Genomic DNA, 12,593 nt, shown 5'->3' with positions numbered 1-12,593 from the left:
GCTTCACTGAGTAATGAGTACGGTTTGCGCATCATTGAATTGTTCAGTGCTTGATATGATCACCTGTTGGTCAGCACTCAAACCCGACAACACCTCAACACTGGATAAACTGCGTACGCCGGTGACAATGTCAGTGCGTTTAGCTAAATTACCTTCTACAACATAGGCGATACGTCCCGAGCCACTTTCTAAAAATTGTCCGCGAGACAACATCAATACGTTAGAACGTTTGTCCATCAGGATGCGGGTGGTTAAACGCTGATTTTGGCGTAGGCCTTGGGGCTGAATTAGCGCATTGCCTTGCTCGTCTTTAATGGCAAAACGGGCGCGGCCGGTGACTTGGTTATTTTCGATTTCTGGGGAAATAGTGACTAATGCCGCAAGGTGCTCACCACCGTTGATGTTGACAATCGCTGGCATGTTTATCGCTAAGTCATCGGCGTAACTTTCTGGAATATCAACCTCAAGTTCAAACTCTGATAAGTCGACCACACTTAAAATGGCTTGATTCTTTGCTACCTGATTTTTTTGTTGGGCCGCTAAGTTGCCCACAATGCCACTCACGGGGGAGCGCACGTCAAGTTTGTCAACTTTTCTAGCCAAGTCACTGACCATCAACGCTTGACGCTTTACCAAAAGTTGTTTTGATTGCACCTCAAAGGCCAAACTTTCCTTGCTCAAATCGGCATCTTGCTTGGCATGTTGAAATACCAGCTTGGCATTTTCGAGCTCATCTTGGGCCTTTTCGAAATCTATTTGACTAATAGATTGGGTGCCAAAGGCTTTATCTGCTCGGCGCTTTTCACGGTCAGCCGCGACAAGGGCAACGCGCGCTAAATCCACTGCTTTTTGATTTTCCAATGCCTGTTTTTTAGCCTGAATTCGCTGGCGGTCGAGCTCCATTTTAAGCTTTTGTAAGCTCGATTCTTCTTGTTGCAACTCGTTGGTTAACTCTGGGCTGTCAACACTGGCAACTACTTGTCCTTTGGTGACAGAATCCCCTGCATCTACCAACAAGTTTATCGTGCCTTGTGCTGGGCTATACAAACGCGGGCTGACTGCTGCCACGACTCGCCCCTGAACGGATAAATCGCGCACTAAATCGCCCCTAATCACTTCTCCTAGGTGGATCCGTTTGGCAGAAATACTGGTGTCGGACGACCGCCAACTGCTTATTGCTGGGGCAACAGCCCAGTACAGTGTCAGCATGCTAATAACGCACACTGTGGCTATCCATAGGGTTTTTGATGACTTATTGTTGTTAATTATTGTGTCTTGGGCGCTGGTATCTGAAATACCTTCGTTAGTGGTGCGCCCAGTGATTGGCGTGTTCATGCTTATCCCTGTTTTTTGTCTTAATCATTGGGTAAGTCGAACGTAAAAGGGTAAAGGTTTAAATTTAATGAAATTTAATTTGGATGAAACAGTGAACGCTTGAAAGAGTGATAGTAGGACACATAGAAAAGCCAGCACTGTTGTGCTGGCTTATAAAGGCATACGCGTGTTAAATAGGCGCCGTGTATGCGGTATATTTTACACTGGCGCTTCTCCTAAACGAAGCTTTCTCTACAACGAGACTTTTTCGTGATCGCCCATTTTTTCCGGTTGCACTTTGCCACCAAACGTTAAGTTGACCATCGCTTTGAAATCAGGGTCAGCACGCCACACCTCTGCTTCATTTAGTTCAAAACGCAGCATTTTAAGGCTAGGATCGTCTTTGCCGTCTTTGTACCATGCTGCAACGTGCTTAGACCAATACTTGTCGATGATCTTAGGATCGGTTTCTTCTACCAAAGTACCTGATATACAGGCAAATACCTTATGATCTTTACTGACGAATTGCGCCATAGCACTACCACCTGCAGCGCTACGATTGGTTTTGGTGGTATAAAACCAAAATGCACTGTTGGCGTCTTTATCTAATTGAGCATGCATAGGCTCCTGATGAGCGTTTGCGTCGGTAAGGCCAAGCATGACGATTGGGCTATCAGCCATGGCTTTCCACATTTTTTCGCGAATATCGTTAGACATTTTTACCTCCAGTTAAATTAACCTCACCAGACATTTGCCATAAGGCGAGGTTCTTCAATTTGTATCTTATACGTTACTAAGCAGACGACATGCCAATGACGTTTAATTACTCGTAACTGCGCTCTACGCACCTTGTTAATAGGGTTTTAGGTATTGCCGGAAATTGATTTAGAGAATGATTTTTTGATAGGTTGCAGAAAATAATTCACGTGGAATATAAAAGTTACCGGGAGGGGGGTATTTTATGTGGGTTAAGCCAGCATCGCCTAAGGATAGAAGTGTCAATGACGGCCAACCTAGTAGACTCATTTACGATTGGTTAAATGATAGTCGCCCACACTAAGTAATCAATGGTTTACAGTGCCTCAAGCCTGCTGGTTATCCATGATTGCGGCTACACTGAGAGCATTAAATGATGTATTATCGCCGACTATTTACGCGCAAAATGAAGAATAAAAATGCATAAAGGACACATTGATTCAGTCACTGGGCGGACGTTTAACCCCACATCTCGTTCATTTCTCCTCGCCCTTGGCGCTACCTTTTTCTTAGGTGCCTGCGCTACTGGCAATATAGAAAGCGGCGTATCAAACCCTCAATTAAACCCACATTCAGCGGCTAATAAGCAAGTGGTGAGTGAAGTTGTGAAAACGGATGAGCTTAGCGATGCCATCGCTAAAGCTAGTACCTTAGACGTACAATCTACGTTGCTGGTATTCGATATCGATGACACCTTGTTGACCGCAACTGAGTTTTTTGGCAGTGATAAATGGTATGACTGGCAACGAGGCAGAGCCCTTAGCCCAAATGGTAACGTGATTGCTACCCAAGACAGTGAAAAAGTAAATTGTTTATTCGATACCTTGGGCATGGTGTTTGAAATAGCGGTGAACAAACCTACACAAGCTGATATGGCGACATTGGTGAACGGTGTGAGCAACGACGTGGTTATTTTAACCGCACGCTCTAAAGCCTACCGCGCGGGAACCATGCGTGAGCTAGCGCGCAATCAATTGGACTTTAGCGATAAGTCATTAACCTCACCTGATGTCGGCCTGCATTATGACTACACCCTTGGTGGGCGTACTGCAAATGTGAGCTATGTGGACGGCGTATTTATGGTCCAAGGCATGGATAAGGGCGTGATGCTGCTTGATTTACTGGCGCGCACAGGTCACGAGTATACCTCAGTGGTATTTGTGGATGACAAGCAGCACAACATCGACAACATGGGCGAAGCACTTAAAGCAGCTGGCGTTAATTTTTACGGTTACCACTATACGCGTATTGCGAAAACGGTAACCACCGAAGAAGTGGCGCAGGCCAACGCTGCACGTGAAGCGTTAAGTGAATTACTCAGTGCACACTTTGCTGACAGGGCCGAGCATATTAATCAGCGTCAATGCGATTATTGATTGCCAATTAATCATCTTTTATGCTGACATGGATCGCTTTCTATAGATAAAACAAAACCGCTACGGGTCTCCGTTAGCGGTTTTTTATCGCAATCTCAAAGGGGGCTAGCGTGTGCTGATGGCGCTAAATCTTAGCTGCCAGCTCAGCACCTTGCCTGATTGCCCGCTTGGCATCTAATTCTGCTGCAACATCAGCACCGCCAATAATATGCACAGGTATACTTAGGGAAAGTAAGCCTTCGTGAAGCTCTCTCAGTGGCTCTTGACCAGCACAGACAATGACATTGTCTACGTCTAACACGCGTGGCTTACCTTGAATATTAATGTGCAGTCCTGCGTCATCTACTTTTACGTATTCAACTGAGTTGATCATTTGCACTTTGTGGTGCGCGAGTGATGCACGATGCACCCAGCCGGATGTTTTACCCAAGCCCGCTCCGACTTTGCTCGATTTTCGTTGCAGCAAATACACCTCCCGGTTTACCTCTGATATTTTCGGAGCTGTTAACCCACCTGGGTGAGTCACGGTTTTGTCTATTCCCCAATGCGCTAACCACTCATCAAGGTGGGTGGTCAGGGCTTCGTTTTCTACTAAAAATTCAGCCACATCAAATCCAATGCCACCAGCACCGATAATGGCTACTTTTTGGCCGACCGGTTTGTGATCTCTTAGCACGTCTATGTAGCTCATGACTTTTTTGTGCTCACTGCCGTCAATATCCCAATGCCTTGGCTTAATGCCGGTCGCCATAACGATTTCGTCAAATTTGTGCTCAGTCAGCCACCCTGCATTTACTACGGTTCTTAAATGTAAGGTCACCCCATATACCTCAATCATACGGGCGTAATAGCGTAGGGTTTCGTAAAACTCCTCTTTACCGGGAATTTGCTTAGCGTAATTAAATTGCCCTCCTATTTCAGATGCTTGGTCGTACAAGTGCACATCGTGACCGCGCTGTGCAGCATAGGTTGCAAACGCCAGACCTGCTGGCCCGGCACCAACTACTGCCAGTTTTTTAGGGGCCGAGACTGTTTTGAAAATAAGTTCGGTTTCATAACACGCTTGTGGGTTCACTAAGCAACTAGCCCGTTTTTGGGCAAAAGCATGGTCTAAACAGGCTTGATTACAGGCAATACAAGTATTGATTTGGTCTGACTCATTGCGCATGGCCTTGGCAACAAACTGTGAGTCTGCCAAGAAGGGACGCGCCATTGACACCATATCAGCTTGGCCATCGGCTAATATCTTTTCGCCGACCTCAGGAGTATTAATGCGGTTGGTGGTGATGAGCGGAAGCGACACCTCAGCTTTCATTTTTTGCGTGATCCAGCTAAAGGCTGCCCGTGGAACGGACGTGACTATGGTAGGTACGCGCGCTTCGTGCCAGCCAATCCCTGTGTTGATAAGCGTTGCGCCAGCTTTTTCAATGGCTTTAGCGAGGTAAACCACTTCGCTCCACGAGGCTCCACCTTCTACTAAATCAAGCATGGACAAGCGATAAATGATGATAAAATTGCGACCGACTTTTTGCCGTGTTTGGGTGACTATTTCAACGGCTAAGCGGGCTCTGTTTTCTAAGCTGCCGCCCCATTCATCATCTCGTTGGTTGGTACGCTCGCAGAAGAACTGGTTTATCAGGTAGCCTTCAGAGCCCATTACTTCCACACCATCGTACCCGGCGACTTGAGCATAACTTGCACAAGCCACATAATCGGCAATGGTACGTTTTACTGCACGTGAGGTGAGGGCCTTTGGTTTAAATGGCGCAATAGGCGCTTTGATTGCTGAGGCTGATACGTTAAACGGATGGTAACCGTATCGTCCTGAGTGCAAAATTTGCATGCAAATTTTGCCCCCTTCTTGATGCACCGCATCTGTAATGACTTTGTGTTTTTTTGCGTGACGCAAACTGCTCATTCGCCCAGCGAACGGGGCTACCCAACCGGCAATATTAGGGCTTATACCGCCGGTCACAATTAAGCCCACACCTCCTCTGGCACGCTCTGCATAAAAAGCGGCTAATTTATCAAAACCACCTTTTTCTTCCTCCAAGCCCAAATGCATTGAGCCCATCAGCGTGCGGTTTTTTAGTGTGGTAAAACCTAAGTCTAATGGGCTGAGCAAATTCGGAAAAGGAGATGCGTTCTGCTCCCGGGACGCAGCGTGATTTTCTGTTTCGGGTGTTACTGTTTGTGCTGTCATGGTCAGGCCTTATTATTTTTTATATAAGAGTACGGCTCACAGCACACCAGTGCAAGGGAGGGGATAACTGTTAAGAAAGAATAGGCATATTGACAGTCGGGCGAAAAATGCGGCACATTCACGTTACTACTCGGGAATATTAAGAAGCTCACATACCAATGAACACTAAAACGATTGCCGCATTACAACTTGGCTCATCTGCTTTAGGCACGAGCGACACATTAAAGCGGATACTGGGCTTTAAAGACGCCATTATTGATAGCCAGTGTGATGTATTGGTGATGCCAGAAGCATTGTTAGGGGGATACCCAAAAGGCGCTGACTTTGGCACTCGCGTAGGCTATCGCACAGAGCAAGGTCGCGAACAATACATGTCTTATTTTAAGCAAGCTATTGAATTAGAAGGACCTGAAGTTCAAGCACTCGTTGAGTTCGCGCTAGCGTGTAATACATCTATTGTGATTGGCATCATTGAGCGCGGTGGTAGCACCTTGTATTGCACCGCATTATTTATCACTCAAGCGGGGGAGGTGTATAAGCATCGAAAACTGATGCCAACCGCCAGCGAGCGCCTAATATGGGGGCAGGGCGATGGCTCAACCATTCCAGTAGTGAATACCTCTGCCGGTCGAGTCGGCGCTGCCATTTGCTGGGAAAACTACATGCCGTTACTTCGCAGCACTATGTACGCCAAGGGTATGGATATTTGGTGCGCACCTACCGTGGACGACCGTGATATTTGGCAGGCTAGTATGCGCCATATCGCCTACGAAGGGCGAAATTTTCTGGTCAGCGCGTGCCAATATCAAGGGCCACCGTCACAAAAGGGAACGACAGAAACACCGCCAGATAAGGCTTGGCCAGCGGATAAGCCACTGATTCGTGGTGGCAGCATGATTGTATCGCCAATGGGCGAAATACTCGCTGGGCCATTGTATGACAAAGAAGGCTTGATAAGCGCTGAAATCGACTTAGATGACATCATTAAGGCGCGTTACGATTTAGACCCTGCAGGGCACTACTCGCGCCCTGATGTGTTTAAACTGACAGTGGATGAGCGCCCAAGACCGCCGTTTGAAGTAGAAGAATAAAGAGGACCTTTCGCGTCTGTAGGCACTTATCAGACTCATAAATTAAGGCTGGTCTATAACGCCAAACCCTAACGAATCTCCTCATGATTATGAGCAGAAACAATAACATAGACACGCATGGCGCTATTTGACGTCCTCTATTGAAAGTAGGAATTTCGCAAAAACTAACTAGATAACAACACCATGCGTGATATTTCTATCTTACACGATTTGCTTAAAAAGCAATGCCCCAATCTACATGCAAAACGTCTTTCCTCTCTTATGGTTGCCACACAATCTTTGCTGGATGGCCAGCAATTGTCGTTGACCGAATTAGGACGGAATATCTCAGGCTCCGTGGCCCCGAAACACAACATAAAGCGCATCGACAGGCTGCTTGGTAATAGCAACCTACATAACGAGCGGCTCGATATCTACCGTTGGCACGCAAAACTGCTTTGCGGTGCTAATCCCATGCCTGTTGTACTCGTGGATTGGTCTGATGTGCGTGAGCAGCTTAGGCATTTAACCTTACGTGCATCGGTCAGTGTTCAAGGGCGGTCTGTGACGTTGTATGAACGAGTATTTTCTTACGCTGAATACGACTCCCCCGTTAGCCACAATCCCTTTTTAAAAGAGCTAGCGAGTATCCTGCCGTCGGGTTGTTGCCCGTTGATTGTTACCTATGCGGGCTATCGTAACCCTTGGTTTCGTGAAGTCGAAAAGCATGGCTGGTTCTGGCTAGGTCGAGTGCGCGGAGATGTGGGTTTCAAGCGTGATGGGCAAGCTTTATGGCAAAGTAATAAGTCGTTTTACCCCAGCGCAAATTCTCGCGCTAAATACCTAGGGTGTGGGCAATTGGGGCGTAAAAGCCCGCTTCATGCACATCTGCATTTGTACAAAGCAAAGGCCAAACATCGAAAGGACAACCGCTCTTCAAAAGCAGGACGAAACCACACCGCCCAACAAAGCTATCGAGCGGGTAGCAAAGAGCCTTGGCTACTCGCCACTAATCTTCCCGAGAACGATAAACTGAACTCAAAACAGCTGGTTTCCCTTTACGCACGACGGATGCAAATAGAAGAAACCTTCCGCGATATCAAAAGCCCTCAATACGGAATGGGACTACGCCACAGCAACAGCCGCTGTACCAAACGATTCGATATATTACTGCTGATTGCGATGCTCGCAGAATGGCTATTACGGCTGCTGGGTATCATCGCCGTGAAGCAAAACTGGGAAAGAGCATTTCAAGCTAACACCATCCGTAATCGGCGCGTGTTATCTATTATTAGACTAGGCAGAGAAGTCAGGAAAAGAGCAAAAGATTACAAGATGAACTCAGCCCAAATTACCTGGGCCGTACTTACCATAACAGCGCCAATATATTACCTGGGTTCACAAAGAAGGGAGGCCTATTCTATGAGGGGATCCCCCAGCGCCAAACCATGAGGAGTAGTCAAAAAAAGGAAAAATAAAGTGGCATACCGACGATAATTAAACTTTATTTTTCCTTCGGGAGTCATTTAGTTGGCTAATATTTAATTCACCAATTACGGTTTGTTTGGCTGTGAAACTTTTGACAGCCCGAAATAAGTATGAGTTCTCTTAATTACCAAGAAAATGCGTATTTCCTAAAATTTCAAATCTGTCACACTCTCCATTTGAGAGACTTCCGTTTGGCCCTCGTTTGCATTGTACGCAAGAGAAATGATTAGGCTTTGGTTGTATGCAACAATGGCATTCAGTCTCTGTGCAATAATTGTCTGTTATAGAACTTCCATCGTTTGCTATGCATTCATTTAGAAAATCGGTATCGATACTATCGTCGTCATCATTTTCGCTACCGCTGCCGCTGCCGCTGCCGCTACCGCTACCGCTACCGCTACCGCTGCCGCTGCCGCTACCGCTACCGCTGCCGCCGCCGCCGTCACCGCCATCGTCGCCACCACAGCTTCTAAAACCAAACATCCCACAGGCACCAAATATGGGGGCAGTACCAAACGGACCGCATTGCGCCATGTCTCCACCTGTTGAAGGATCAGGATTTACTGGGCCAGTTCCTCCCACGAAGTTCGAGCAATCTATTGTTCCAGAAGATGTTATTCTTAAAATCGCAGAACCATGATGAGTCTGATCTATTCGAGCTTGAGGGTCATCATTATTTAGCTTTGGCCAAATGTAGGTAGCTTTTCTAATAACAGATTTTGCTTTTTTATGCTTGCCCTGTGCACGATAGACATATGCCAAATTATTGAGCAAGAAAAGGTGCTGTGTATTATTTTCTGGATGTGTCGATAACGTTGTTTTTATAGATTTCGCTAACTCTGATTCATACTTTGTAGGGGCAGCTAATACGGATTCAACTAAAAGATTGTATTCGTCAGACCTATTGCTTGGATTTACCTTTTGCGTGACACATGATATCAACGTAAGTGAAAAAGAAACTACCACAAAAATATAGAAGATTTTTCTGTAAAGTATTTTCATATTAATTTATCCCTTTAATATTAAAAGTACTTATTTCTCTTTAATAACTTACTCCAACGAGAAATAAGATGAGTCAATTCAAATGCTCTAATCTATAGAGGCATAGGTATGTCCTAGTGACAAGAATTGCGACGCCTATAAAGAGTAGTTCATACATGCAAATTGACTATTTTATGAGAGCATTTTTAAAATCTGTTGATACTACCTTGAGCGACCCAAATTTTTGGCTGTAAGCCTGGTTCAATCTAATTCTGACTTGACTTAAAATATATGAATATTAGCGGCTTAGTTCACAAAATGTTGTATTTGCGAAATGGGGGTCGCAAATGATACCACCCCATTGGTAGGCTTCTTGACCATTTATTTCAATTTGAAACCAAGGATAGCCATTAAATATGACATCGGTTTGTGATAGCACCTTGATAGGTTGTCGCTCTCTTGCTGAGCCTAAACGCGTTGCGCTGGTACTTGGTGTTAGGCGATAGTTACCACCCCAAGAAAAAGCATTCTCGGTACGAGACAATGCGATAAGTGCATTGATCCTTTTTCTGTATGCAGTCTTTATACAATCAAAACTGAAATGACACGCCTTGCGTTGTGAAAGCCACTGGGTTTGGCTGCGCTGGATTTCAAATTTCTTTGCCGGCTGAGCTTGATTGCTAGCGATGGCGACCTTGTATCGTTTGGTAAGTTGTTCATCTAACGTCGAAAGCTCTACACTTCCACAAACTACTTTTTCGTCAGTTTGGGATGCATTTTGGCAATTAATGCTAGCTGAAAACGTGCTGCTGGCCGTCAGCATAAGGAATGTTGCGCAGCCCAACTTCAAAGTGAGTGGTGTGAAAATTTTGCTAAAAGCGCACTTTCGCTGCAGGCGTAAGCCATTTTGGTTATTCATGTATTGACCTTTCTATACGGTGTATTTCGCGCTAGAAGACGATGTTAGTCGAGATAGCCATCTTACCAGTAGTCGTGATAGCAGTAAAAATTGATGGCAAAATGACGAGCGATGTGACCGCCCGTGCTGCAACCTGATTTAGTAGGGGCTGACCATGCACGGCTATAAGAGTTCTGCTTAGTTTCCCCTAGCTTAAACGCGTTTGTTTAGCTCAGTCGGCGTAAATCGTTGTCTTAAATTTATCGGATTGAATGAATTGACTTGGATAGCTTGAAGACCATAAATATCAAGATCAAGTATTGTGATTTCAGGCACCGCGTTTTATAAGCTAATCATGAATTTAGTGTGAGGCAGCGCAGCCATGTGAGATGGCGACGCAAATCATCTTAATTGGCTGTCTTTACTGCCGCGGCGATTAATAGAGGAGGTTACACTTGCGTGCTTTTCAATCTCTGTTTGGCAATTAATACACAACTGAACCCCAGGTAATGCGACGCGCCTGCGCTCAGGAATAGGTTCATCACACTCTTCACAGAATTCAGCACTTTCGCCTTTTAACATCTGACTTTTAGCCCGTGCAACAGCTTCTTCAACGCTCGCGTCAATTTGGTCTTGTACTGCACCATCTTTTGCCCAACCACCGGCCATTTTGCCTCCCGTTTACCTTTTGTATTCTTTTTCGTGTTTATTGTGCGCGACTTTCGACTCTCTTCTTACGATTGTCTGTTTTGCAGAGATTCATCTCTCTGTACTGCCATCTATGCAGCGCTAACGCTAACAGCAGCAACTCTGTGCACAGAAGCAAGGAGAATACCGGATTTAGTATTTAGGACTTTGGGTCATATAAGTAATGGTCTCCAGCCAATTACAGCGCTAAATTAAGTGCAAAAGCCTTAGTCCTTTTGTCTGCCTTTGGGTACCAACTACATCTGATAAGGAAAATTTTTCATACGTGCGTTAATAAAGTACGTCAACAAGGTCAGTCAATTATCAAAGCTCTGCACCTGTCTCTGGACAACATATCAACAAAACAACATGCCACTTCGTCGATTTACATCACGTAGTTGTCTGACAATTAGCCCTAGGGCGTCTAAATACGGACAGTCAGCACGGCGTTTAAGCGGCTGCTCTAAAGTGTGACAAAGCTTGTCAAACGGGAACCTTTGGCCTAGCCGCTGTCTTTTCAGTAGATAAAAAATTTGTAAATTGAGTACTATGCATTTTGACCCTATTTTACCCGCTGTTGTGGGCACAACGTTTATTGGCTTATTGCTTTCGTTAATCTTTAGACATTTCAAACTCCCTCTTGTCTTGGCCTATATAGTGACGGGTTTCATTGTTGGCCCCCAATGTTTAGGCCTAATTAAAGATATTAATGTAATTGAGACCATGGGTTCGTTAGGCGTAATACTGCTGCTGTTTTTCATTGGTATGGAGGTGAGCCCTGATAAGTTACGGCGCAGTTGGCGGGTGTCGATTGGCAGCACAGGGTTGCAAATTGTTCTGTGCGTGGCATGCGTGCACCTAGTTGGTAGTCTGCTTGATTGGTCGCTGCAGCGAATCGTGTTACTGGGCTTTGTTCTGAGCTTGAGCAGCACAGCTGTAGTGCTTAAATTGATGCAAGACAGCAACGAGTTGCACAGTGAGCAGGGGCAGCACGTGCTAGGCGTGTTACTGGTGCAAGATTTGGCTGTGATCCCCATGGTTATTGTGATTGGCATGATGGATGAAACAGGGGTGCAATCCGATGTGATAGCCATGCAGGTTGGGGCGGGCATAGGTGTATTGTTACTAGTGCGCTGGCTGCTGAATCAAGAATACATTGAATTCACGTGGTTGAATAAGCTTAAGGTGAACCACGAACTTCAAGTTTTTGGCGCACTTTTATGTTGTTTTGGCTTGGCCTTGTTGTCTGGTTTGATGCATTTATCCACTGCACTAGGTGCCTTTGTTGGCGGCATGTTGGTAGCGAAGATGAAAGATTCGATGTGGATCAGAAGCAGTTTACAAGCCTTTCATGTGGTGTTTATTGCGCTATTTTTCATGTCTATCGGAATGTTGCTAGACGTGCAGTTTATCGTGCAAAACAGCACCTTGTTAACGTCACTGCTGCTCATGGTGTTGGTGGGTAACACCTTAATTGCGACCTTTACACTACGCTTATTGCACGTCAGTTGGACAAAAAGCCTTTATGCTGCGGCGATGCTTGCTCAAGTTGGGGAGTTTAGCTTTATATTGGCTACGCTTGGCCGCCAATCAAAGCTTATCAGTGATTATGGTTACCATGTGACCGTGGCGGTGATTGCCCTAAGCTTATTTGCCAGTCCGTTTTGGGTGGCATTAGCACGCAAGATTTTACCAACACCCCTTGTCTCTATTGAGGAACGCCGGAATAAGTAAAAGTAGCGCTTTCACATTTTTTACGTGCAAATGACAGGGAGCAAAGGCTAAACTAGCCCTGTTAGGCCTAGATGATGTTCATTTGC

9 protein-coding genes and 1 pseudogene are annotated in these 12,593 nt (G+C 45.6%); 4 read left to right on the top strand and 6 right to left on the bottom strand.

Annotated features, from left to right (window positions below):
* Nucleotides 1-3 precede the first annotated feature (3 nt).
* Complete coding sequence (locus GMES_RS02110) at nt 4-1,335, bottom strand: efflux RND transporter periplasmic adaptor subunit (RefSeq protein WP_006990905.1); 1,332 nt, start codon at nt 1,333-1,335, stop codon at nt 4-6.
* Nucleotides 1,336-1,566: 231 nt separating this feature from the next.
* Entirely contained in the window at nt 1,567-2,031 is a 465-nt protein-coding gene (locus GMES_RS02105) for a pyridoxamine 5'-phosphate oxidase family protein (RefSeq protein ID WP_006990904.1), read from the bottom strand.
* Between the two features lie 458 nt (nt 2,032-2,489).
* On the opposite strand from GMES_RS02105, the gene GMES_RS02100 reads away from it, so the two are divergent.
* Nucleotides 2,490-3,446, top strand: coding sequence for a DUF2608 domain-containing protein (locus GMES_RS02100; RefSeq protein ID WP_006990902.1), 957 nt, complete (start codon nt 2,490-2,492; stop codon nt 3,444-3,446).
* Nucleotides 3,447-3,570: 124 nt separating this feature from the next.
* Here the strand turns inward: GMES_RS02100 and GMES_RS02095 are convergent, their stop codons facing one another.
* Nucleotides 3,571-5,649 (bottom strand): oxidoreductase, encoded by a 2,079-nt coding sequence (locus GMES_RS02095; RefSeq protein ID WP_006990901.1) that lies wholly within the window; start codon nt 5,647-5,649, stop codon nt 3,571-3,573.
* A 158-nt stretch (nt 5,650-5,807) separates the two neighbouring features.
* On the opposite strand from GMES_RS02095, the gene GMES_RS02090 reads away from it, so the two are divergent.
* Nucleotides 5,808-6,740, top strand: coding sequence for a carbon-nitrogen hydrolase family protein (locus GMES_RS02090; RefSeq protein ID WP_006990900.1), 933 nt, complete (start codon nt 5,808-5,810; stop codon nt 6,738-6,740).
* Nucleotides 6,741-6,923: 183 nt separating this feature from the next.
* A pseudogene (locus GMES_RS02085) lies at nt 6,924-8,145 on the top strand (IS4 family transposase).
* A gap of 182 nt (nt 8,146-8,327) precedes the next feature.
* Here the strand turns inward: GMES_RS02085 and GMES_RS22730 are convergent.
* The 3 genes from GMES_RS22730 to GMES_RS02070 form a co-directional block, all read right to left on the bottom strand.
* The gene (locus GMES_RS22730; protein ID WP_006990898.1) at nt 8,328-9,209 is read right to left on the bottom strand and encodes a tetratricopeptide repeat protein; all 882 of its coding nucleotides are present in this window, start codon (nt 9,207-9,209) and stop codon (nt 8,328-8,330) included.
* Between the two features lie 277 nt (nt 9,210-9,486).
* Nucleotides 9,487-10,107 (bottom strand): lysozyme inhibitor LprI family protein, encoded by a 621-nt coding sequence (locus GMES_RS02075; protein ID WP_006990896.1) that lies wholly within the window; start codon nt 10,105-10,107, stop codon nt 9,487-9,489.
* 381 nt (nt 10,108-10,488) lie between these two features.
* Nucleotides 10,489-10,755 (bottom strand): DksA/TraR family C4-type zinc finger protein, encoded by a 267-nt coding sequence (locus GMES_RS02070; protein ID WP_006990895.1) that lies wholly within the window; start codon nt 10,753-10,755, stop codon nt 10,489-10,491.
* A gap of 567 nt (nt 10,756-11,322) precedes the next feature.
* On the opposite strand from GMES_RS02070, the gene GMES_RS02065 reads away from it, so the two are divergent.
* Nucleotides 11,323-12,507, top strand: coding sequence for a cation:proton antiporter (locus GMES_RS02065; RefSeq protein ID WP_006990894.1), 1,185 nt, complete (start codon nt 11,323-11,325; stop codon nt 12,505-12,507).
* Nucleotides 12,508-12,593: the final 86 nt, after the last annotated feature.

Origin of the sequence: Paraglaciecola mesophila KMM 241 (genome assembly GCF_000315015.1) — a bacterium.
GTDB classification, from domain to species: Bacteria; Pseudomonadota; Gammaproteobacteria; order Enterobacterales; family Alteromonadaceae; genus Paraglaciecola; species Paraglaciecola mesophila.
The sequence above is the reverse complement of the archived record's forward strand: the minus strand, read 5'-3'. Positions and strand labels throughout refer to the sequence as shown.

What these genes read in the sequence shown, in the direction of transcription:
- GMES_RS02090 (WP_006990900.1), top strand. Translation starts at nt 5,808, where the DNA reads ATGAACACTAAAACGATTGCCGCATTACAACTTGGCTCATCTGCTTTA.
- GMES_RS22730 (WP_006990898.1), bottom strand. Translation starts at nt 9,209, where the DNA reads ATGAAAATACTTTACAGAAAAATCTTCTATATTTTTGTGGTAGTTTCT.
- GMES_RS02070 (WP_006990895.1), bottom strand. Translation starts at nt 10,755, where the DNA reads ATGGCCGGTGGTTGGGCAAAAGATGGTGCAGTACAAGACCAAATTGAC.
- GMES_RS02065 (WP_006990894.1), top strand. Translation starts at nt 11,323, where the DNA reads ATGCATTTTGACCCTATTTTACCCGCTGTTGTGGGCACAACGTTTATT.
- GMES_RS02105 (WP_006990904.1), bottom strand. Translation starts at nt 2,031, where the DNA reads ATGTCTAACGATATTCGCGAAAAAATGTGGAAAGCCATGGCTGATAGC.
- GMES_RS02095 (WP_006990901.1), bottom strand. Translation starts at nt 5,649, where the DNA reads ATGACAGCACAAACAGTAACACCCGAAACAGAAAATCACGCTGCGTCC.
- GMES_RS02075 (WP_006990896.1), bottom strand. Translation starts at nt 10,107, where the DNA reads ATGAATAACCAAAATGGCTTACGCCTGCAGCGAAAGTGCGCTTTTAGC.
- GMES_RS02100 (WP_006990902.1), top strand. Translation starts at nt 2,490, where the DNA reads ATGCATAAAGGACACATTGATTCAGTCACTGGGCGGACGTTTAACCCC.
- GMES_RS02110 (WP_006990905.1), bottom strand. Translation starts at nt 1,335, where the DNA reads ATGAACACGCCAATCACTGGGCGCACCACTAACGAAGGTATTTCAGAT.